Origin of the sequence: Iodobacter ciconiae, from assembly GCF_003952345.1 — a bacterium.
Taxonomy (GTDB): domain Bacteria; phylum Pseudomonadota; class Gammaproteobacteria; order Burkholderiales; family Chitinibacteraceae; genus Iodobacter; species Iodobacter ciconiae.
Genome location: NZ_CP034433.1, coordinates 2,585,351 through 2,605,327, shown reverse-complemented (window position 1 = coordinate 2,605,327; position 19,977 = coordinate 2,585,351). Strand labels below are relative to the sequence as shown.

Here is a 19,977-nt window from a genome sequence, read left to right as displayed (position 1 = left end):
AGCAATACACGCAGAGAGTTTACGTTTGCGGCTAGGGATAATCTGAGTTTGAAGCATGGGTTGCCTCCTGAATAAGAGGAAACTTAAAGCCTGCAGATGACACTGCTATGACGAGGAGATGAAGCTGAAGTGACAGGCTGAAAAAATTTAATCTGTAGGAGAGTCCAGATCATCAGTGCGGTTGCTGGAAGCCGAAATGGTGTATTCCTCATTTGCCCAGCGACCCAAATCAATCAGCTGGCATCGTTCAGAGCAAAAAGGGCGGTTGGGGTTATCTATAGAGTATGTATGTTGTTTACCACAGCTAGGGCATTGGGTCTGGAAGATAGGTGTATTCATAAATTGCAGTAACCCAGGTTAAAATCAACATCCGTATCAACAACCTTTGCGCGTTCTCCGCTGGTTGACGGTACTACAAAGCGAATGTTGATTGCATACCGGTTCGCTGAAAGCTCAGGTACTGCAGCCAAATGTTCAGGTAAGCCAACTCTTAATAGCTGGACTGTCTTACCTCCGGACATTTGCTGGAAATTCCCATTTTTTGCGGTGTAGTTATTTTCACGCATATTGTCCCTGAGTAATCGCAGCACAATATCCAAGCCATGTTTGATAGGAAGCAGTGGGTTAAACCATCCGTCAATATCTGTTCTGCGATATTCAGGGTTTTGTTGTTGCCAGTAATGATAGGAAGGCAGGTCAAAAGCACATGCTCCACCAGGGATGGTGACGCGTTGTTTAATTGCCATTAACCACTCATTCTCTCGCAGTGATTGTCCAAATTTACCCGTCATATTTAGCATTTTACAATGTGTTTCATCAATATCGATCAGAACACGTTCAAGGGCGTCTTCAGATATTTGCGGATTATTTCGAAGAGCGGACAGAGCCTGCCGCTGACGTTCTAGTTCTTGGAGTAAGTCCGATTTCATGTCAGCTCGGCTTGCCACTTCCATAATTTCAAAAATACCAAGTAAAGCAGCATGATGGTCCGCTGCAGAGTCACACCCCACATACTGAATGGTGCGGTTGTATAAGTTTTCGAGTCGCAAAAGAGTACGAATGCGCTCGTTAATTGGGAATTCGTAGCTAATCACGATGTGTCTAACCGGCGGAGATACTTAATTTTGCAGCAAAAAATGGTTTATGAAAATTACTTACGTAAACCGACATGTTTGATCCTGATATCGCTCGTGGAGTGAGTTAACGCTGGATTGTAAATGAGCAAGAGAGCTTTCATTTAAAATAATATCATCTGCAAGTTGTATTCGTGCTTTTCTTGGCAGTTGATTGGCAATAATCGCAGCAATTTCTGTATTTTTTAGGCCACTGCGTGCTTGTACGCGCTCAATTTGTTGTTCAACAGAGCAATCCACTAAAAGGCTGCGGTCTATTATGTTGCTGTATGTATTTGTTTCAAATAACAGGGGAACAACCAACAAGACGTATGGTGTATGGGCTGCTTGTATATCCAGCCGTTGTATCACAATGCTTTTGATAAGTGGGTGGAATATATTTTCAAGCCTCATTTTTGCATCTTTATTGGCATAAATGTGTGCACGCATATGAGCTCGGTTGAGTGAGCCATTTTGTTCAATAAAATGCTGACCAAATTCTAAAGCAATTTGCTTTAGCGCTTCAGAAGGGGGGTGGCTTAGTGTATGTGCAATCTCATCTGTATCTATAATTGGAACACCTAGCTCGGCAAAAAGAGTGGCAACAGTTGATTTCCCGCTGCCTATTCCTCCTGTAAGCCCGATGATTCTCATTCCATCAGTACGCATTATGCTGCTATATACAAAAGTTGTTGTAATGAACTGCCAATTAGTAAAGTCAACCAGCCGGCAATACTTAAATAAGGGCCAAATGGCATCGGCTTACCCATGCCCCGTTTAGCAAGTATGGCAAGTGCAATGCCGATAATGGCTCCGCTGACTGATGATAGTAAAATAATACTGGGTAAGGCTTGCCATCCAAACCAGGCGCCTAGTGCGGCGAGTAGTTTAAAGTCGCCGTAGCCCATGCCTTCTTTTCCTGTGATGAGCTTGAATAGCCAATACACGCCCCAGAGCAACAGGTAGCCCGCAATAGCACCGATCACTGCTTGATCTAGCGGTACAAATACATTGTTTAAATTGAAAAGTAAGCCTAGCCAAAGTAGAGGTAAGGTAATGTTATCGGGCAGGAGGTAGGTATCTGCATCAATAAACACCAATGCAATGAGGAACCAAGTCAGCATAATCGCAGCAATTGCCGTGATTGTTACACCAAAATGCAGGCCCGCAATGGTAGTGAGTACTGCGCAAAGAAGCTCAACCATTGGATAGCGAGGGCTGATGGGCGTTTTACAACCTCTGCAGCGCCCGCGTAAAACTAAATAGCTAATAACTGGAATATTTTCCAAAGCACTGATAGCGTGGCCGCAGCTTGGGCAGGCAGAACGTGGGACCACTAGGTTATAGGTTGGAGTCTGTGGCATTGGAGCATCGACAGGGGCATCAATCAGCTGACACTCCTGTCTGAATTGTTGCTCCATTATTTTAGGAATGCGGTGAATCACTACATTCAAAAAACTTCCGACTAAAAGACCCAGTATGAATAAAAAACTACCAAAGATAGCAGGGCTGTCTAAAAACAATTCAATCATTAACCGACAACCTCGCCCATCTTGAAAATTGGCAGGTACATTGCAACAACCAGGCCACCAATCAGCGTACCCAAGACCACCATAATAACGGGCTCCATTAGACTGGATAAGGCTTCTACAGCGTTATCTACTTCTTCTTCATAATAGTCAGCAACTTTACTAAGCATGGAATCCAATGCCCCTGACTCTTCACCAATTGCTACCATTTGCATCACCATATTGGGAAACATATTGGTGCTTTGCATGGATAAAGTGAGGCTGGTTCCTGTGCTTACTTCCGTTTGAATTTTTTTGGTGGCAAGCTTATAGAGGTAATTTCCTGCGGCACCACCGACAGAATCCAGCGAGTCTACTAAAGGTACCCCTGCGGCAAACATGGTTGAAAGAGTGCGGCACCAGCGTGCGATAGTGGCATCCAGCATGATTTTTCCAATAACTGGAATCTTGAGCAATAAGCGATCCATTACTATCTGGATGGCCTCAGATTTTTTCCATGCTTTTAAGAAGCTCCAAATTCCGCCAAATATTCCGCCAAATATAAGCCACCAATAGGTCACAAATACATCGGAAATAGCCATTACCACCAAGGTCGGCGTTGGTAAGTTGGCTCCAAAACTGGAAAATAATTCTTTAAATGCTGGAATAACAAAAATCATAATCACTGCGGTAATTACAAACGCGGCAACGATAATGGCCGTTGGATAAAATAGTGCAGATTTGATTTTCTTTTTAACACCTAACGTTTTTTCTTTGTACGTGGCGAGCCGGGCCAGTAGAGCATCTAAAATACCAGCTTGCTCACCCGCCTGAATCAGATTGCAATAAAGCGTATCAAACTCATTTGGGTGTTTCCTAAATGCCTGGGTGAGCGACAAGCCTGTTTCAATATCATTTTTGATATCCATAAGTAGCTTTGTTACGGATGGATTGTTATGCCCCTTGGCAACGATATCAAATGCGGTAAGGAGCGGTACACCTGATTTAAGCATGGTGGCAAGTTGCCGAGTAAACATGGTAATGTCTTCCTCAGTAATTTTCTTGCCTGTGCCTGTCCTCTGCTTCTTTATTTTTAAGACATTAATGCCTTGGCGGCGTAACGCGTTTTTAACCACGTGTTCACCGCTGGCCCGTACCTCGCCTTTGACAACCTTACCACTGCGATCTTTCCCTTCCCAGATAAAAGTAAACTCTTTTACTTTGAGTGTTTTAGGTGCTAGCGCCATGACGCCCCTCTTTGGATATTATTCATTGGTTACCGCCATAACTTCTTCTAGTGAGGTCAGGCCTTGTTTTACTTTACGTAAGCCAGAGCCTCGTAAATCACGCACGCCATCACGTTTTGCCTGGTCAGCAATATCAATTGCATTTCCATTAGTCATAATGATGCGGTTCATGGCATCAGTAATTGGCATTACCTGATAAATCCCTACGCGGCCTTTGTAGCCTGAGCCCTTGCAAATATCACAGCCAACGGGTTTATAAGGGCTCCAGGTGCCGTCCAGCTCTTCTTCTTCAAAACCTGCATCGAGTAGTGCCTGATGAGGAATATCTATTGGTGTTTTACAGCTGCATAGCTTTCGGGCCAAACGCTGCGCTGTAATTAAAATAACCGAAGATGCAATATTAAATGGGGCAATTCCCATATTGAGCATCCGTGTCAGCGTAGTGGGTGCATCGTTGGTATGCAGGGTAGAAAAAACCATATGCCCTGTTTGGGCAGCCTTGATGGATATATCTGCTGTGCCTAAATCACGGATTTCCCCAACCATGATGATGTCAGGATCCTGACGCAAGAAGGCCTTTAGTGCAACAGCAAATGTCAGTCCAGACTTTTCGTTGACATTGACCTGGTTTACGCCAGGCAGGTTAATTTCACAGGGGTCTTCAGCAGTGGAGATGTTAATACCCGGCTGATTTAGAATATTCAGGCAGGTATAAAGCGAAACTGTCTTCCCCGAACCTGTCGGGCCAGTTACTAATATCATACCGTAAGGGCGCTGAATGGCTTCCAGCAAGATTTCTTTTTGATCCGGATCATACCCTAGGGCATCAATACCCAAGGTGGCTGAAGAGGGATCCAGAATCCGCATACAAATCTTTTCTCCATGCATTGTTGGCATGGTAGACACGCGAAAGTCGATGGCTCGGCTTTTTGAAAGCACAAGTTTCATTCGGCCATCTTGCGGTACACGTTTTTCAGAGATGTCGAGCTTGGAGATAACTTTGATACGTGAGGCAAGTTTATCTTTAATCGCCAAGGGAGGTTGCGCTACTTCACGCAATACGCCGTCAAGGCGGTAACGGATGCGAAAGAACTTTTCATAGGGCTCAAAGTGAATATCGGAAACACCTGCATTGATGGCATCAAGCAGGATTTTTTGCAGATACTTAACGATGGGTGCATCATCTACTTCCAGAACTGCGGCATCGTTTTGGCTGGTATCTTCCTCGCCCCCATCCATCTCTAAATTGACATCATCCAGAGCCATATTACTTAGATTGGCCCCTGTAGATTCGACAATTTTGTTGAGCAGAATAACAAGCTTACCGTCTTCTACTACCAGGGGCTGAACTTGTAGTCCGGTTTGAAAGCGCACTTCTTCGAGCGCTTGCAGGTTGGTAATATCAGATAGCCCGATAAATAGCTTGGTACCACGTTTGAATAGTGGCACGAGGCGTTGGATCTGCATTACTTTATTGTCCAGCACGCCTTGAGGGATATAGCTCGGATCAATATGGTCCAGATCAAGAAGAGGATAGCCAAACGCCTGGGATGAGAATTCAGCAATACCCCGCGCCGTCATTTTATGACTGCGTATGAGTTGCTCAATAAATGGTGTTTTGCTGCTGTTCGCTGTGGATTGCAGCGTTTCAGCATCTGCTTCAATTAATCTGCCGTGTTGAACTAGCAGGCGGGCGAGACCAGATACAGGTGAGTTAGGTGCTGACATGGTCTTCAATATGTAATCAAAAATTGGAAAAAATAGCGGTATTGTCTTACTTTTTCAGTTTAGCAAACACCTTTTAATCTTGCGCTTTCTTTGCTTTAAAATATTTTCATATCATGAAAGGGATTTAATGTCCTGAGCATAAAGACGAATAACACGAATGCTTCGATCCTGAGTTTGAACAATTTCAATTCGCTGGCCTGCTAAAACAAGGCAAGTCCCCGCATCGGGAATATCTTCAAAGTGCTCGAGTATGAGTCCATTTAATGTTTTAGGTCCATCTACAGGAAATGCCAGGCGTAATTTTCTATTGAGCTCCCGCAGGCTGGATGCTCCATCCAGTAAGACGCTCCCATCTGGTTGTCGTAATACTTTGCCCTGAGCTGGTGCATTGGTGGTGAATTCTCCAATTACTTGCTCCAGGATATCTTCCAGAGTGACAAGGCCTTGCATTTCCCCATATTCATCAACTACGACGGCCATTCTACGTTTATTTTCTTGAAAATTCTGTAATTGGGTAAATAGTGGCGTACTTGATGGAATAAAGTAAGGAGGCCGCATCATTTCACTTAGTCTTACCTGATTTATTTCGTCTTCCTTTAAGGACAAAATTTTACGGATATGCAAAATACCAGTGATATTGTCTGGATTACTCGAGTAAACCGGTAAACGCGTATGGTGACAGGTGAAAATTTGCTTGCGAATTTCATCAGTAGGAGCATCCAGGTCGATACTTTCTATTTGATGTCGGGGAGTCATTACATCGTCGACCGTAATACTTGCAAGTTCAAATAAATTAAGCAAAATAGTGTGGTGTTTTTTTTCCATATAACGCCCTGATTCTAAAACCAATAGGCGTAATTCCTCAGGGGAGAGAGCGTGCTGATTATTATGGTTTTTTTTTAGGCGTAATATTTTAATAAGGGCACTGACAAATAAATTAACCAGCCAGACTGCTGGATAAAAAATACGCAACAAAATAAGTAGCGGATAAGATGCTGCATAGGCAAAAGGCTCTGCGTAATTAGCAGCTAATACTTTAGGCGTAGCTTCAGAGAAAATAAGAATTGAAAAGGCCACCAGCAGTGTCGCGACTCCCAGTGCAAAATCATTACCTGCAAAAAGCTTGCTTGCAATTAGGGTAGATAGCGTAGCAGATGCTGTATTTATGAGCGTGTTGCCAATTAAAATAACTGAAAGTAGCTTGTCCGTTTGATCAAGTAACTTTTGTGTGCGTGCAGCAGCCAAATGTCCCTGGCGTGCTTTGCTGGCAATTTTATAGCGGTTGACCGCCATCATAGCCGTTTCCGCTGCAGAAAAAAAAGCGGAAGTTGCTAAGCATAGGGCAAGAGCAATGTATAAGTAGGATAAAGAAATTTGTTCCAATGTTGTTGCTGTATCCGTAGTTTGTGGTGTTGTATTTTATTTTTTCAAAAAGGCCGGTGTAGAAGCGCTTCCAGAACAAAGCGGCTACCTATATAACCTAGAAAAAGTAGGGCAAAGCCAAAAAGTGTCCAGTTTGCTGCAAAGCGCCCGCGCCAGCCATTTTTCCACCGTCCCCAAAGTAAAGTTCCGAACACTAGCCATGCGGCAATGGAGAGAATAATTTTGTGTGAAAATATCAGGCCATGCCCAAATACCTGTTCTGCAAAAAAGATTCCGGTGAGTAGTGCTAAAGTCAGTAAAATAAAGCCCAACCTCACACAAGCAAACATGAGTCGCTCAAGCGTCATTAGCGGGGGTAATGTACGAATGAGAGAGCCTGCCTGAGCTTTGTGTAATGTTCTATCAGCAAAACGCATTAGAATGGCGACGCCAGCAGCATTAAGCAGCATGCCATGCGCAAACATGGCGAGTAAAAAGTGCCCCCGGGATAGTGGGCTGAGAGGGTAAGTAATTGAGTGCCCGAGGGGGAGTAGTAGGGATATAAATAGGAATGCTGCCGCTATACCTAGCATCGGCGGTTGTAAGCCATCCATTTTCCAAAATAGCTGACCGCATAAATAAATGCATAGAGTGGAAAATGCGCTCAATGATAAGGCCTCTGCTGCACCAAAACGTAGATCACTTGACCACAATAACGGTGGGAGGAGAACCAGGGCGTGTAAAATTAGCCCAAAGACGAGCAAAAGCTGCTCAAGCATTGGGTTAAGCAGTCGCTTAGGGCGTGAGGAGGCGAGCCGGCTGCGATAAAAATGCCAGCCAAGCAGCAGATAAATGGCTAAGGCCAGCAGCGCTAAATAAGTTGCTGGGCTAACTTCAGGTAAAATAGTCATCATATAAGTTTATCAGAGCGAGGCCCCTCTTGGGGTTGTTGCCAAGCAAAGGATACGCATGTTTGAAAATCTTTCTAGTCGTCTTTCAGGTGTTGTCAAAAACCTGCGTGGTCAGTCTCGCCTGACCGAAGCCAATATTCAAGATGCTATGCGTGAAGTGCGCATGGCTTTGCTTGAAGCCGATGTTGCCTTGCCGGTGGTTAAGCAGTTTATTAATGACGTTAAAGTCCGAGCTCAGGGTCATGAAGTTATTGGTAGTCTTACTCCAGGTCAAGCAGTAATTGGTGTTGTACATGAAGAACTAACCAAGTTAATGGGAGCGCAAAATGATGCGCTCAACTTGGCAGCTGTTCCGCCCGCCGTTATCTTAATGGCAGGCTTACAAGGTGCTGGTAAAACAACTACATCAGGTAAATTAGCAAAATTACTGAAAGAGACACAAAAGAAAAAGATCTTATTGGTTTCCACAGACGTTTATCGCCCGGCCGCAATTGAACAGTTAAAAATGCTGGCTGGGCAACTAGAGGTGGAGTGGTTTCCTTCCGATGTTGGGCAAAAACCAGTTGAGATTGCTCTGGCTGCGCATGATTACGCTAAAAAGCATTTTCATGACGTGTTGATTGTTGACACCGCCGGCCGCTTGGCAATTGATGAAGCCTTGATGGCTGAAATTAAAGCGCTGCATGGGGCAGTTAACCCTGTTGAAACTCTGTTTGTGGTTGATGCCATGCAGGGGCAGGATGCTGTTAATACGGCGAAGGCTTTTAATGAGGCTCTTCCTTTAACAGGTGTCATTCTTACTAAAATGGATGGCGATTCACGTGGTGGTGCCGCATTATCAGTACGGCATATTACGGGCAGGCCGATCAAATTTTTAGGTACGGGCGAGAAGCTGACGGGATTAGAGCCCTTTCACCCTGATCGTATGGCTGGTCGTATTCTGGGTATGGGTGATGTGCTGTCCTTGATTGAAGACGTACAAAATAGCGTTGATCAGGAAGAAGCACTCAAAATGATGAAGAAAGTTAAATCCGGCAAAGGGTTTGACTTAGAGGATTTTAAAACACAAATCCAGCAAATGAAAAAAATGGGCGGGATGAGTGCATTAATGGATAAGTTGCCAGGCCAAGTGAGCCAGATGGCCAATAGCCAGGTAACAGATAAGTCGGTAGCACGTATCGAGGGTATTATTAATTCGATGACGCCAGAAGAGCGTCGGAAGCCCGAGCTACTTAAGGCTAGCCGTAAGCGTCGTATCGCTGCCGGGGCAGGGGTACAGGTTCAGGAAGTGAATCGTCTTTTAAAACAGTTTGAAGAAACGCAAAAGATGATGAAGCAGTTTTCTAAGGGGGGTATGGCGAAATTGATGCGAGGTATGAGTGGCATGAAGGGAATGCTGCCAGGTATGTAAGCTGGGCTTTGAAGAAATTCTCGTGCTTGATCTTCCCGCCCTGTTCAAATTACCCGCCTGCTTTAGGTATGCGTCTTACTAATTAGCAAGGTTTTTTATAAAATATTCGCACCTGACCGGCTGCCGAATATCACGTTAGGCTTTACAACGTGATTGTTTTTGCTGTACTTTCGCCGGTTATTCTTGCGGGGTTCGGCTATTTGTTTCATAATCGGACCCCTTTAGTTAATCTCCATTACTGGGTTTAATGCCATGGTTGTTATTCGTCTTTCCCGCGGCGGTGCTAAAAACCGTCCGTTTTACAATGTTGTTGTAACTGACTCCCGTAATCGTCGTGATGGTCGCTTTGTTGAGCGTCTTGGCTTTTACAATCCTCTCGCTAAAGATGGCGAAGAAGGCGTGCGTCTAGCTATGGACCGCGTAAGCTACTGGGTTGGCGTTGGTGCACAAGCTTCTGACTCCGTTGCTAAGTTGCTGAAAAGCTACAAGCCAGCTGCTGTTTGATTCAAACCGTGACGACGCAAAAACGGGCTTTGCTGCCGGTGCCTGATGATCTTCTGGTCATGGGCTATGTAAGTGGGGCTTTTGGAGTTCATGGCTGGATTAATCTGGTTGGTGATACCGAGGATGCCGATAGTCTTTTTGACTACGCCACTTGGTGGATTGGCCACGATGGTCAATGGCAGGCTTATAAGCTTGTAGAAGGTCAGGTTCATACAAAGAAATTAGCGGCTCAGCTTGAAGGTGTTAATGATCGCGATGCGGCATTTGCGCTAAAGAGTTGTAAAATTGCTGTTTCCCGTAGCCTACTGCCGACACCTGCTACTGATGAATACTACTGGGTTGATTTGATCGGCCTGGATGTCATTAATGTGCAAGGTGAAAAGTTAGGCATTGTGGATAATTTGTTTGAAACCGGTGCTAACGATGTGATCGTTGTGAAAGATGGACAGACCGAGCGTCTGCTGCCTTTTGTGGCGCATGTTGTGCTCAAGGTTGATCTTGCTGTTAAAACAATCTCTGTGGATTGGGGCCTTGATTACTAAGGCTCAGGTATATCGCTTTGATGTGATTACTTTGTTTCCGGAGATGTTTGAAGCAATCACTTGTCATGGTATTACCCGGCGAGCGGTTGAATTAGGTCTTTTTGGACTTAACAGCTGGAATCCACGTGATTTCACCGTAGACAAACATCGTACTGTGGACGACCGGCCATATGGTGGCGGCCCCGGTATGGTGATGTTGCCAGAGCCACTTGAAAGTGCGCTGGAAGCAGCTAAGAAAAGGCAGCGTGAAGAGGGTGTTGCTAGTACGCATACCGTCTATTTATCTCCCCAAGGGGCGGCATTAACACACGATAAAGTCTTGGAGCTGGCTCAAAAGCCGGGTTTGGTTTTGCTATGTGGCCGTTACGAAGGCGTAGATGAGCGTTTGCTGGATCGTCAGATCGATGAAGAAATCTCGGTCGGCGATTATGTGCTCTCAGGTGGAGAGTTGCCTGCAATGGTGTTGATGGATGCCATCATTCGCCAATTGCCTGGTGTACTTAATACTGCAGCGAGTGCAGAAGAAGATTCATTTGTGGATGGGTTGCTGGATTGCCCGCACTATACCCGTCCCGAAAATTATCTAGGTATGAGCGTACCGGAAGTCTTACTTTCAGGAAATCATGCACTGATACGGCGCTGGCGCTTAAAACAGTCTTTAGGCAGAACGTTTTTGCGTAGGCCTGACTTGTTGATAAAGCGACAGCTATCAAAAGAGGAAGCTCGTCTTCTGGCCGAATTTAAGGCGGATCTGGTGATAAACCAAGATCAGGTGGTTTAGCCGCCTTTGAAGGAACAAGCTTCACATTGGAGTAATACCCATGAATTTGATTCAACAACTTGAGCAAGAAGAAATCGCTCGCTTAGCTAAGACTCTTCCTGAATTCGCCCCTGGCGATACCGTGATCGTTCAGGTCAAGGTTAAGGAAGGTACACGTGAGCGTCTGCAGGCTTATGAAGGCGTTGTGATTGCTAAGCGTAATCGTGGCCTGAATAGCTCCTTTATCGTGCGTAAAATTTCCGCCGGTATGGGTGTTGAGCGTACTTTCCAAACTTACTCTCCGCTGGTTGCTGGTGTTGAAGTGAAACGTCGCGGCGATGTACGTCGTGCCAAGCTTTACTACCTCCGTGATCGTTCAGGTAAGTCTGCACGTATTAAGGAAAAGTTGCCTGCCCGTAAGGTTGTTGCAAAAGCTGCTGCTTAATTTATTTAAGTAACATTGTATTCAAACGCGGGCCAAGTGCCCGCGTTTTCGTTTCCATAACATTCGGATTTGTTATGCGCATCGAAAGTAAAGATTCTTACTCGGTTATTTCCAGCCCCATTGGCCACTTAGGCCTTGCTGAGCGGAATGAGCAGCTTGTTTTAGTTGAATTTCTTCCTGGTTCTTCTTTCTTGCAGACGCCAATAAGTCCTTTATTGCAAGAGGCTGCCCGTCAGCTGGCTGCTTATTTTCAGGACCCTTTGTTTGTTTTTCATTTGCCGTGTGCTTTGTCCGTAAGTGAGCATCAAAAGAAAGTTTTGGCTGAAATTGCGGTAATTCCTTCTGGACAGTTGCAAACCTACGCTGATATTTCCAGGAAAATTCATTCTAGCCCTCGTGCTGTGGGTGGTGCTTGTGGGCGAAATCCTTTACCGCTGCTAATTCCTTGCCATCGGGTCGTGGCGGCAAAAGGTTTAGGCGGGTTTAATGCGGGTCGAAATGGAGTTGACTGGTTGCCTATTAAGCGTTGGTTGTTGAACCACGAAGGTGTTCATGTATGAGCCAAGCGGGCCTGGATGAGCAGTTGGTTTTAATTGATGAGTTTTTAGATGCAATTTGGCTGAGTGATCAGCTCTCTAAAAATACGACTGATGGTTATCGGCGTGATTTGCTGATCTGGGCTCATTGGCTAGTTGCAGAACGTAACTGTAATTTATTGTCTGCAGATCGTGAATGTGTACAGGCTTTTTTGGCACGGCAGGCACGGGATATGAAAGCTGCAACTTTAGCGAGACGTATGGCCAGTTTGCGTAAGTTCTATCGGCATTGGGTCTTATCTGGGCAAACTAGTTTTGATCCAACGGCAGAGCTTACTGCTCCTAAGCGGGTAAGACCTTTACCAAAAGCACTGGATGAAGATCGCATTGAGGCGCTTTTGCGTGTTCCTGAGTTAGATCAGGCAGGGGGGTTAAGAGATAGAGCGATGCTGGAGTTAATGTATGCAACGGGCTTGCGTGTTACTGAGTTAGTCACTTTGCCTCTTGGGCAAATTAAAACACGTGAGCGTTATGTGCAGATTCTGGCAGGTAAGGGAGGTAAACAGCGCTTGGTGCCAATGGGGGAAGTGGCCACAGATTGGATTGAGCAATATTTACTGCGATCTCGTCCGATTTTGGTCGGTACACATCAAGTAGCTGAAGCATTTGTAAATCAGCGGGGCAGACCGCTCACCCGGCAAGGCTTCTGGTACATCATCAAGCAGTACGCCGCTGCGGCAGGAATAGATGCCAGCCATTTAAGTCCGCATGTTTTACGGCACGCATTTGCAACACATTTGTTAAACCATGGTGCAGATTTACGTATTGTGCAAATGCTGTTGGGACATGCTGATATTACGACTACCCAGATTTATACTCATGTGGCAAATGCGCGTTTGAAATCGTTGCATAAAGAGCACCATCCACGTGGTTCTCGTTCATAAGAATTATGCCTATATGTTAATCTTGTAGTTAGTCCGCCATTTGGTGGTTTAGGGAGATAGATAATGGATGTAACGTGGGCGCAGAAATACCAAGATCTTGCTATGGGCTATGCGGCTGAGTTTGGTGTGAAAATTATTGCGGCAATTGCTTTTTGGGTGATCGGTCGCTGGCTGATTGGTTTTGCTGTACGCCTGGTACAGGGCTCGTTGGGTAAACAAAAAGTTGATCCAACGGTCTTACGCTATGTCGGGTCAGTAATTACCGTTACGCTAAATATATTATTGGTTATCGGCATTCTGGGTTATTGCGGAATTCAAACTACAACTTTTGCGGCTTTAATTGCAGCTGGTGGTATTGCAATCGGGATGGCATGGTCTGGTTTGCTGGCTAATTTCGCTGCTGGTGCGTTTATTATTGTATTGCGCCCGTTTAAAGTGGGTGATTTTGTTTCTGTTGCAGGGATTGTGGGTACGGTGAGTGAGATTGGTCTATTTTCTACCATGCTCAATACGCCTGATAATGTGATGACTCTGGTCGGGAATAATAAAATTTTTTCAGACAATATTCAGAATTTTACTCTGAACCCATTTCGCCGTGTCGATTTAAAAGCACAATTGGCAGGTAGTGCGGATCATGCTGCTGCTATGCAAGTTTTGCGTGAGAAGATTGCGGCCATTCCTAATGTGCTTGCTGAGCCTAAAGTTGACGTGGAAATTCTTGAGTTTAATTTGGTAGGGCCTGTGTTGGTTGTTCGCCCTTATTGCCATAATGATCATTACTGGCAAGTTTATTTTGATACAAATCGTACTATTAAAGAAAGCTTGGCCGAGGCTGGATTTCCAGTACCTATGCCTGCGCAAACTGTTGTGGTGCAGCAACAGGCTTAATTCTTATTAAATCTGGAATAACAAAGCCCCTTCTTAAAATAAGAAGGGGCTTTTGTTTGAGGAGAATCAGGCAGGTATCGCTATTTTATTAGGGATCTCTAAACTTACTTTCCCATCATCATCAATATCAATGGTGACTTCACCTCCATTAATTAATCGGCCAAAGAGTAACTCATCTGCAAGCGCTTTGCGGATGGTGTCTTGGATTAATCTAGCCATTGGTCTTGCTCCCATCAGCGGATCAAAACCTTCAGCAGCAAGGTGCGTTTTCAAAGCCGGGGTGAAGTGGGCTTCTACTTTCTTTTCTTGTAGCTGTACTTCGAGTTGAATCAGGAATTTATCCACAACCTGCATAATAATTTCATGCGAGAGCGGTGCAAAAGGAATAATTGCATCTAAACGGTTGCGAAATTCTGGAGTGAACATGCGTTTAATATCCTGCATCTCATCACCAGTTTGCTTGCTAGTGGTAAAGCCGATAACTGATTTGGTGAGTGTTTCAGCGCCAGTATTGGTTGTCATTACAATGACTACGTTTCTGAAGTCTGCTTTTCGTCCGTTGTTATCGGTGAGCGTACCGTGATCCATTACTTGTAGTAGGACGTTAAAGATGTCCGGATGTGCTTTTTCGATTTCATCTAGCAGCAACACTGCATAGGGATGTTTGGTAATTGCTTCTGTTAGTAAGCCGCCCTGCTCAAAGCCCACGTATCCTGGAGGAGCGCCAATCAAGCGGCTCACTGCGTGACGCTCCATATACTCGGACATATCAAAGCGCAGCAACTCAATGCCCATGGTATAGGCTAGCTGGCGAGCAACCTCTGTCTTACCTACACCGGTTGGGCCACTGAACAAGAATGTACCGATAGGTTTTTGTGGGTTTCCTAGGCCAGCACGCGCCATCTTGATTGAAGTCGCGACGGATTCAATGGCTTTTTCTTGGCCAAACACCACATGCTTAAGATCGTTCTCCAGTGTCTTAAGTGTGTTCCGGTCGTCTGTCGACACACTCTTAGGTGGAATCCGTGCAATTTTAGCAACTATTTCTTCGATTTCGTGTTTGTTAATGGTTTTCTTTTGCTTTGATTTTGGCAAAATCTTCTGTGCTGCACCTGCCTCATCAATTACGTCAATGGCTTTATCTGGCAAGTGCCTGTCATTGATATATCTGGCTGAAAGCTCTGCTGCTGTTGTTAGTGCTGCCAGGGTATATTTTACGCCGTGGTGTTGCTCAAACTTATCTTTTAAGCCCTTAAGAATTTCAATCGTTTGCTCGACTGTAGGCTCAGGCACATCGATTTTCTGGAAGCGACGTGATAAGGCATTGTCTTTCTCGAAAATACCACGGTATTCGGTATAGGTGGTCGCACCAATGCATTTTAAAGAGCCATTAGATAGTGCAGGTTTGAGCAGGTTGGACGCATCCAATGTTCCACCGGAAGCGGCGCCGGCACCGACCAGGGTGTGAATTTCATCGATAAACAGCACAGCATTGCGTTCTTCTTGCAGCTGTTTGATAACAGCTTTTAAGCGTTGCTCAAAATCTCCACGGTATTTGGTGCCCGCCAGCAGAGCGCCCATATCCAAGCCATAGACGGTAGCATCTTTGAGTACGTCTGGTACATTGCCCTCAACAATGCGGCGGGCAAGTCCTTCAGCAATTGCCGTTTTGCCCACACCTGCTTCGCCAACCAGCAAGGGATTATTTTTGCGGCGACGGCACAGTGTTTGAATCACGCGCTCTAATTCATGCTCACGACCAATCAGTGGGTCAATACGCCCAGCAATAGCTTGCTGGTTTAAGTTTTCGGTAAAGCTGTTGAGTGCTCCGTTGCTTGTTGTTTCTTCTTCGTGCTCTTCGTTTTGCTCGGTGCGTGGAGTGGGCTGTTGTGTATTAGCTGATTTTGCAATGCCGTGAGCAATAAAGTTCACTACATCCAAGCGGGTAATAGCCTGTTGATGCAGGTAATAAACTGCATGGCTGTCTTTTTCGCCAAAAATGGCGACGAGCACATTAGCTCCAGTCACTTCTTTTTTTCCTGAAGATTGCACATGTAAGATAGCGCGCTGAATCACGCGCTGAAAGCCTATGGTTGGTTGCGTTTCAACTTCGCCATCGCCAGATACGACCGGTGTATGCTCTTTAACAAAATCACCGAGCTGACGACGCAGCTCGTCCATGTGCGCGCCGCAGGCACGCAGAACCTCTGCTGCTGATGGATTGTCCAGCAGGGCAAGTAAAAGATGCTCCACGGTGATGTACTCGTGGCGCTTTTGCCTCGCATCAGTAAAGGCCATGTGGAGGCTGACTTCTAGTTCTTGGGCAATCATTCGTTCACCTCCATTGTGCATTGCAGTGGTTGCTGATGTTGCCTTGAATACTGGCTGACCTCTGCGACCTTTGTGGACGCAATGTCCCTTGGGAATATCCCACACATTCCGCGCCCCTCTGTGTGAACTTTAAGCATAACCTGTGTCGCCCGTTCACGGTTCATTCCGAAAAATTTTTCTAATACATTGATGACAAAATCCATTGGTGTAAAGTCATCGTTTAGCAGAAGTACACGCCACAAAGCGGGTGGTGGTGAGAGTGTCGATTGCTGATTAAGTTCGGCATCGGTTTGATGCTGTGAAGGCATTTTTCTACCATATCGTGTGATTTATAGTCATTTTGGTCCGCCCCTGTTCTTTTTCAAGCTCTGATCTGCATGAAGATGGGTGGGTGGTGTACATGCTTGTTTGGGACCGTGGTTTTTTATTGAGTATAAGTATCTATTTTTAGAATTTTACTTGACCTTTAGTGTGAAAGTCGCGTAAAAAGGTGGCTCGAGTTTGATGTACAAGTTTCTGCAGTACCGGTTTGGCCGTTTTGCTGGTCTTGGACCTCAAACCTCATGGTGCCTCTTCGAGGCGGTTCATGTTTTACAAGTTGATAGGAAAGACCCCAAATGGCTCTGGGCACTGTTAAGTGGTTCAATGATTCTAAAGGCTTCGGTTTTGTTACTCCAGACGAAGGCGGCGAAGACATCTTCGCTCACTTCTCCGCGATTAACATGCCAGGCTTCAAAACCTTGAAAGAAGGCCAGCGTGTTTCTTTCGAGATCACCAATGGTGCTAAAGGCAAACAAGCCTCTAACATCCAAGCTGCTTAATCGCAGCTAGGTGGTATGGTATCCCGCTCACGCGGGTTTTTTCGGGCCAATCCCTTAACCGGGCCTCATTTCTGAGGTGGTCCATGTTTCATCGTTTAGATAGGAAGTGCCAAAATGGCTCTAGGTACCGTAAAGTGGTTCAATGATTCTAAAGGCTTCGGCTTTGTTACTCCAGACGAAGGCGGCGAAGATATTTTCGCTCACTTTTCTGCGATCAACATGCCAGGCTTCAAAACTCTGAAAGAAGGCCAACGCGTTTCTTTCGACATCACCAATGGTGCTAAAGGCAAACAAGCCTCTAACATCCAAGCTGCTTAATTAGCTGCTGGTGATTAAAAACCCCGCCAAGGCGGGGTTTTTTTGCGTCTATATATCGGAGGGCATACTTTGGAGTAAATAAAAAACCCGCCGAAGCGGGGTTGGACCTGGCTATATTCAGCCTGATAGATTACATCCGTTCAATAATGGCTTTGCCAAAGCCTGAGCAGCTTACTTCCGTTGGATTGTCCATTAAGCGGGCAAAGTCGTAAGTAACAATTTTGTCGGCAATGGTTTTTTCCATGGCGGTAATGATCAAATCTGCAGCTTCTTTCCAGCCCATATGACGCAACATCATTTCAGCAGAAAGCAGTAGCGAGCCCGGATTTACTTTGTCCTGGCCAGAATACTTCGGTGCTGTGCCGTGCGTTGCTTCAAACATGGCAACGCTATCAGATAAGTTTGCGCCCGGAGCAATCCCAATGCCGCCTACCTGTGCTGCTAAGGCGTCAGAAATGTAATCGCCATTCAGGTTGAGTGTTGCAATTACATCGTATTCAGCTGGGCGTAAGAGGATTTGCTGCAAGAATGCATCAGCAATTACATCTTTAATAACGATGCCATTTGGTAGCTCAAGGTATGGACCGCCATCAATTTCTACGCCGCCAAATTCTTTCTTGGCTAATTCATAGCCCCAGGTGCGAAACATGCCTTCGGTATATTTCATGATGTTACCTTTATGAACCAAGGTAACACTCTTACGGTTGTTGTCGATTGCATACTGAATTGCGCGACGCACCAGGCGTTCAGTCCCATCTTTGCTTACAGGCTTGATGCCTATGCTGGATGATTCCGGGAAGCGAATTTTCTTCACGCCCATTTCGTTTTGCAGGAAATCGATCACTTTTTTTGCGCCTTCAGATTGCGCATCCCACTCGATACCTGCGTAGATGTCTTCGGTATTTTCACGGAAAATGACCATTTCGATCTGCTCAGGGTGTTTAACAGGAGAAGGAACTCCCTGGAAATAGCGAACCGGGCGCAGGCAAACGTAGAGGTCAAGTTGCTGACGCAGTGCCACATTTAATGAGCGAATGCCGCCGCCTACTGGTGTTGCCAGCGGGCCTTTGATTGATACAACATATTCTTGCAATGCAGCTAATGTTTCTTCTGGCAGGTAAGTGCCATCCGGATACAATTTAGATGCTTTTTCACCGCAGTAGATTTCCATCCAGTGAATTTTACGGCCGCTGCCGTAGCATTTCTTTACTGCAGCATCGACAACGTCGATCATGACGGGGGTGATATCTACGCCAATACCGTCGCCTTCGATAAACGGGATAATCGGATTATCTGGAGTTGCAAGGTTTTGGACGATTTTCGCGCCATCTTGCGGAACTTTGATCAGGCTCATCTGTGTATTCCTGTTGTGTCGAGTGGTTTGTCTCTTCTCATCGGTAAGTATTGTGAATTTCTTGTGGGGCACCGATGAAAAAACAGCCTATTATCGCTGTTTTGTAGCAATACTGCCAAGCCGCTATGCCTCAGCTCATACTTTTAAATAAACCTTACGGGGTGATCTGCCAGTTTTCACCCTCGCCGCCGCATGCTTCGCTGGCTGATTTTGTTCCTATTAAGGATGTTTATCCAGCCGGGCGTTTGGATACAGATTCAGAAGGTCTGCTGCTTCTAACGGATTCAGGTCCTCTGCAAGCAAAAATTGCCGACCCCAGGCATAAATTGCCCAAAACATATTGGGTGCAGGTAGAGGGTAGCCCGAGTTTGTCAGATTTGCAGCCTTTATTGACGGGCGTGGATTTAGGTGATTTTATTACTCGTCCAGCACAGGTGCGCATCATTGATGAGCCCGCTTGTTTGTGGCCGCGCGTGCCTCCTGTGCGCTTTAGGGTGTGTGTGCCGACAACCTGGCTGGAAATTATCATTCGAGAGGGTAAAAATCGTCAGGTGCGGCGCATGACCGCTAAGGTCGGTTTTCCTACATTAAGACTGATTCGCTATGCAATTGGTGATTGGTCTGTAGATAACTTGCCTTTGGGGGCTTGGCGCGTTGAAACAGTGGCAGCTCCCCGAGTCGTAAATCCAAATCCAGAAACTACAAAGCCTAAGCAACGGGGGCGGCGGGGGCCGAATAAAACTCGCTAATACGGATGAGTTGATAATTGATGAAGGAATGTCGATGTGGAAACCTAATGTGACAGTCGCTGCAGTGATTGAAGAGGCGGGCCGGTTTTTATTGGTTGAAGAACGAATTTTAGGTAAATTAAAACTTAATCAGCCGGCTGGTCATGTTGAATATGGCGAAGGTATTGTTGAAGCGGCGATTCGCGAAACATTAGAAGAAACGGCCTATCGTTTTGTGCCTCGCTTCTTGATCGGTATGTATCAGTGGTCACCGCCAGAGCGACCAGAATTAACGTATCTTCGCTTTGCATTTGCTGGTGATTTAGCTGGTGTTGAGGCTGGTCGTGTTTTAGATGCGGATATTGAGCAGGCGGTGTGGCTGACGCGGGATGAAGTTGTGGCGCGCGCTGAACAGCATCGCAGTCCCTTGTTATTGGCGTGTATCGATGATTATTCAGCGGGTTGTCGTTACTCGCTGGAAATTTTGCGTGATTTTGATCGTTAGAGAGATCGTAATGCGGTTTACT

General features: G+C 45.7%; 23 protein-coding genes. 12 read left to right on the top strand and 11 right to left on the bottom strand.

What is annotated here, in order from left to right; all coding sequences use genetic code 11:
* Positions 1–147: 147 nt before the first annotated feature.
* The 8 genes from EJO50_RS11255 to EJO50_RS11220 form a co-directional block, all read right to left on the bottom strand.
* Positions 148–339: a DNA gyrase inhibitor YacG gene (locus EJO50_RS11255; RefSeq protein ID WP_125974231.1), complete on the bottom strand. Its 192-nt coding sequence runs from the start codon at positions 337–339 to the stop codon at positions 148–150.
* Positions 336–1,094, bottom strand: coding sequence for a cell division protein ZapD (gene zapD / locus EJO50_RS11250; protein WP_125974229.1), 759 nt, complete (start codon positions 1,092–1,094; stop codon positions 336–338). Before zapD ends, EJO50_RS11255 begins: the two co-directional genes overlap by 4 nt.
* Positions 1,095–1,154: 60 nt before the next feature.
* Positions 1,155–1,781: a dephospho-CoA kinase gene (gene coaE, locus EJO50_RS11245; RefSeq protein ID WP_233702058.1), complete on the bottom strand. Its 627-nt coding sequence runs from the start codon at positions 1,779–1,781 to the stop codon at positions 1,155–1,157.
* Complete coding sequence (locus EJO50_RS11240) at positions 1,781–2,644, bottom strand: prepilin peptidase (protein WP_125974227.1); 864 nt, start codon at positions 2,642–2,644, stop codon at positions 1,781–1,783. The genes coaE and EJO50_RS11240 overlap by 1 nt, the downstream gene beginning before the upstream one ends.
* Complete coding sequence (locus EJO50_RS11235; protein ID WP_125974225.1) at positions 2,644–3,867, bottom strand: type II secretion system F family protein; 1,224 nt, start codon at positions 3,865–3,867, stop codon at positions 2,644–2,646. The genes EJO50_RS11240 and EJO50_RS11235 overlap by 1 nt, the downstream gene beginning before the upstream one ends.
* Before the next feature lie 18 nt (positions 3,868–3,885).
* Complete coding sequence (pilB, locus tag EJO50_RS11230; protein WP_125974223.1) at positions 3,886–5,595, bottom strand: type IV-A pilus assembly ATPase PilB; 1,710 nt, start codon at positions 5,593–5,595, stop codon at positions 3,886–3,888.
* Between the two features lie 111 nt (positions 5,596–5,706).
* On the bottom strand, positions 5,707–6,891 hold the full coding sequence (locus EJO50_RS11225; RefSeq protein ID WP_233702057.1) for an HlyC/CorC family transporter: 1,185 nt from the start codon (positions 6,889–6,891) through the stop codon (positions 5,707–5,709).
* A 131-nt stretch (positions 6,892–7,022) separates the two neighbouring features.
* Positions 7,023–7,871 carry a cytochrome C assembly family protein gene (locus EJO50_RS11220; protein ID WP_125974219.1) on the bottom strand — a complete coding sequence of 283 codons (849 nt, stop codon included), beginning with the start codon at positions 7,869–7,871 and terminating at the stop codon, positions 7,023–7,025.
* Positions 7,872–7,926: 55 nt separating this feature from the next.
* Here EJO50_RS11220 and ffh point away from each other — a divergent pair, with 55 nt between their 5' ends.
* From ffh to EJO50_RS11180, 8 genes are all read left to right on the top strand, one after another.
* A complete protein-coding gene (ffh, locus tag EJO50_RS11215) occupies positions 7,927–9,279 on the top strand; it encodes a signal recognition particle protein (RefSeq protein ID WP_125974217.1) in 1,353 nt (450 codons plus the stop codon).
* Positions 9,280–9,531: 252 nt separating this feature from the next.
* Complete coding sequence (gene rpsP / locus EJO50_RS11210; RefSeq protein WP_125974215.1) at positions 9,532–9,783, top strand: 30S ribosomal protein S16; 252 nt, start codon at positions 9,532–9,534, stop codon at positions 9,781–9,783.
* An 8-nt stretch (positions 9,784–9,791) separates the two neighbouring features.
* The gene (gene rimM / locus EJO50_RS11205) at positions 9,792–10,325 is read left to right on the top strand and encodes a ribosome maturation factor RimM (protein ID WP_308418400.1); all 534 of its coding nucleotides are present in this window, start codon (positions 9,792–9,794) and stop codon (positions 10,323–10,325) included.
* Positions 10,326–10,368: 43 nt separating this feature from the next.
* Positions 10,369–11,106, top strand: a complete 738-nt coding sequence (gene trmD / locus EJO50_RS11200) for a tRNA (guanosine(37)-N1)-methyltransferase TrmD (protein WP_233702267.1) — start codon at positions 10,369–10,371, stop codon at positions 11,104–11,106.
* A 40-nt stretch (positions 11,107–11,146) separates the two neighbouring features.
* The gene (rplS, locus tag EJO50_RS11195; RefSeq protein WP_099396458.1) at positions 11,147–11,530 is read left to right on the top strand and encodes a 50S ribosomal protein L19; all 384 of its coding nucleotides are present in this window, start codon (positions 11,147–11,149) and stop codon (positions 11,528–11,530) included.
* Positions 11,531–11,604: 74 nt separating this feature from the next.
* Positions 11,605–12,090, top strand: a complete 486-nt coding sequence (locus EJO50_RS11190; RefSeq protein WP_125974211.1) for a methylated-DNA--[protein]-cysteine S-methyltransferase — start codon at positions 11,605–11,607, stop codon at positions 12,088–12,090.
* Positions 12,087–13,010, top strand: a complete 924-nt coding sequence (gene xerD, locus EJO50_RS11185; RefSeq protein ID WP_125974209.1) for a site-specific tyrosine recombinase XerD — start codon at positions 12,087–12,089, stop codon at positions 13,008–13,010. Before EJO50_RS11190 ends, xerD begins: the two co-directional genes overlap by 4 nt.
* A 63-nt stretch (positions 13,011–13,073) precedes the next feature.
* Positions 13,074–13,898, top strand: coding sequence for a mechanosensitive ion channel family protein (locus EJO50_RS11180; protein ID WP_125974207.1), 825 nt, complete (start codon positions 13,074–13,076; stop codon positions 13,896–13,898).
* A 66-nt stretch (positions 13,899–13,964) separates the two neighbouring features.
* On the opposite strand, the gene clpA is transcribed toward EJO50_RS11180, so the two are convergent.
* Both clpA and clpS read right to left on the bottom strand, forming a co-directional pair.
* Entirely contained in the window at positions 13,965–16,229 is a 2,265-nt protein-coding gene (gene clpA / locus EJO50_RS11175; protein ID WP_125974205.1) for an ATP-dependent Clp protease ATP-binding subunit ClpA, read from the bottom strand.
* Entirely contained in the window at positions 16,226–16,537 is a 312-nt protein-coding gene (gene clpS, locus EJO50_RS11170) for an ATP-dependent Clp protease adapter ClpS (protein WP_125974203.1), read from the bottom strand. Before clpS ends, clpA begins: the two co-directional genes overlap by 4 nt.
* Positions 16,538–16,846: 309 nt before the next feature.
* On the opposite strand from clpS, the gene EJO50_RS11165 reads away from it, so the two are divergent.
* Both EJO50_RS11165 and EJO50_RS11160 read left to right on the top strand, forming a co-directional pair.
* The gene (locus EJO50_RS11165; protein WP_046351601.1) at positions 16,847–17,050 is read left to right on the top strand and encodes a cold-shock protein; all 204 of its coding nucleotides are present in this window, start codon (positions 16,847–16,849) and stop codon (positions 17,048–17,050) included.
* A 114-nt stretch (positions 17,051–17,164) separates the two neighbouring features.
* A complete protein-coding gene (locus tag EJO50_RS11160; RefSeq protein ID WP_046351602.1) occupies positions 17,165–17,368 on the top strand; it encodes a cold-shock protein in 204 nt (67 codons plus the stop codon).
* A 130-nt stretch (positions 17,369–17,498) separates the two neighbouring features.
* Here EJO50_RS11160 and icd read toward each other — a convergent pair whose 3' ends face one another.
* A complete protein-coding gene (gene icd, locus EJO50_RS11155) occupies positions 17,499–18,722 on the bottom strand; it encodes an NADP-dependent isocitrate dehydrogenase (RefSeq protein ID WP_125974201.1) in 1,224 nt (407 codons plus the stop codon).
* Positions 18,723–18,847: 125 nt separating this feature from the next.
* On the opposite strand from icd, the gene EJO50_RS11150 reads away from it, so the two are divergent.
* Complete coding sequence (locus tag EJO50_RS11150) at positions 18,848–19,471, top strand: pseudouridine synthase (RefSeq protein ID WP_125974199.1); 624 nt, start codon at positions 18,848–18,850, stop codon at positions 19,469–19,471.
* A gap of 34 nt (positions 19,472–19,505) precedes the next feature.
* Positions 19,506–19,955, top strand: coding sequence for an NUDIX hydrolase (locus tag EJO50_RS11145; protein ID WP_125974197.1), 450 nt, complete (start codon positions 19,506–19,508; stop codon positions 19,953–19,955).
* The last annotated feature ends 22 nt before the right edge of the window (positions 19,956–19,977 follow it).

What these genes read in the sequence shown, in the direction of transcription:
- EJO50_RS11255 (WP_125974231.1), bottom strand. Translation starts at nt 339, where the DNA reads ATGAATACACCTATCTTCCAGACCCAATGCCCTAGCTGTGGTAAACAA.
- coaE (WP_233702058.1), bottom strand. Translation starts at nt 1,781, where the DNA reads ATGCGTACTGATGGAATGAGAATCATCGGGCTTACAGGAGGAATAGGC.
- EJO50_RS11240 (WP_125974227.1), bottom strand. Translation starts at nt 2,644, where the DNA reads ATGATTGAATTGTTTTTAGACAGCCCTGCTATCTTTGGTAGTTTTTTA.
- EJO50_RS11235 (WP_125974225.1), bottom strand. Translation starts at nt 3,867, where the DNA reads ATGGCGCTAGCACCTAAAACACTCAAAGTAAAAGAGTTTACTTTTATC.
- pilB (WP_125974223.1), bottom strand. Translation starts at nt 5,595, where the DNA reads ATGTCAGCACCTAACTCACCTGTATCTGGTCTCGCCCGCCTGCTAGTT.
- EJO50_RS11225 (WP_233702057.1), bottom strand. Translation starts at nt 6,891, where the DNA reads ATGATGGCGGTCAACCGCTATAAAATTGCCAGCAAAGCACGCCAGGGA.
- EJO50_RS11220 (WP_125974219.1), bottom strand. Translation starts at nt 7,871, where the DNA reads ATGATGACTATTTTACCTGAAGTTAGCCCAGCAACTTATTTAGCGCTG.
- ffh (WP_125974217.1), top strand. Translation starts at nt 7,927, where the DNA reads ATGTTTGAAAATCTTTCTAGTCGTCTTTCAGGTGTTGTCAAAAACCTG.
- rpsP (WP_125974215.1), top strand. Translation starts at nt 9,532, where the DNA reads ATGGTTGTTATTCGTCTTTCCCGCGGCGGTGCTAAAAACCGTCCGTTT.
- trmD (WP_233702267.1), top strand. Translation starts at nt 10,369, where the DNA reads ATGTTTGAAGCAATCACTTGTCATGGTATTACCCGGCGAGCGGTTGAA.
- rplS (WP_099396458.1), top strand. Translation starts at nt 11,147, where the DNA reads ATGAATTTGATTCAACAACTTGAGCAAGAAGAAATCGCTCGCTTAGCT.
- EJO50_RS11190 (WP_125974211.1), top strand. Translation starts at nt 11,605, where the DNA reads ATGCGCATCGAAAGTAAAGATTCTTACTCGGTTATTTCCAGCCCCATT.
- xerD (WP_125974209.1), top strand. Translation starts at nt 12,087, where the DNA reads ATGAGCCAAGCGGGCCTGGATGAGCAGTTGGTTTTAATTGATGAGTTT.
- EJO50_RS11180 (WP_125974207.1), top strand. Translation starts at nt 13,074, where the DNA reads ATGGATGTAACGTGGGCGCAGAAATACCAAGATCTTGCTATGGGCTAT.
- clpA (WP_125974205.1), bottom strand. Translation starts at nt 16,229, where the DNA reads ATGATTGCCCAAGAACTAGAAGTCAGCCTCCACATGGCCTTTACTGAT.
- clpS (WP_125974203.1), bottom strand. Translation starts at nt 16,537, where the DNA reads ATGCCTTCACAGCATCAAACCGATGCCGAACTTAATCAGCAATCGACA.
- EJO50_RS11165 (WP_046351601.1), top strand. Translation starts at nt 16,847, where the DNA reads ATGGCTCTGGGCACTGTTAAGTGGTTCAATGATTCTAAAGGCTTCGGT.
- EJO50_RS11160 (WP_046351602.1), top strand. Translation starts at nt 17,165, where the DNA reads ATGGCTCTAGGTACCGTAAAGTGGTTCAATGATTCTAAAGGCTTCGGC.
- icd (WP_125974201.1), bottom strand. Translation starts at nt 18,722, where the DNA reads ATGAGCCTGATCAAAGTTCCGCAAGATGGCGCGAAAATCGTCCAAAAC.
- EJO50_RS11150 (WP_125974199.1), top strand. Translation starts at nt 18,848, where the DNA reads ATGCCTCAGCTCATACTTTTAAATAAACCTTACGGGGTGATCTGCCAG.
- EJO50_RS11145 (WP_125974197.1), top strand. Translation starts at nt 19,506, where the DNA reads ATGTGGAAACCTAATGTGACAGTCGCTGCAGTGATTGAAGAGGCGGGC.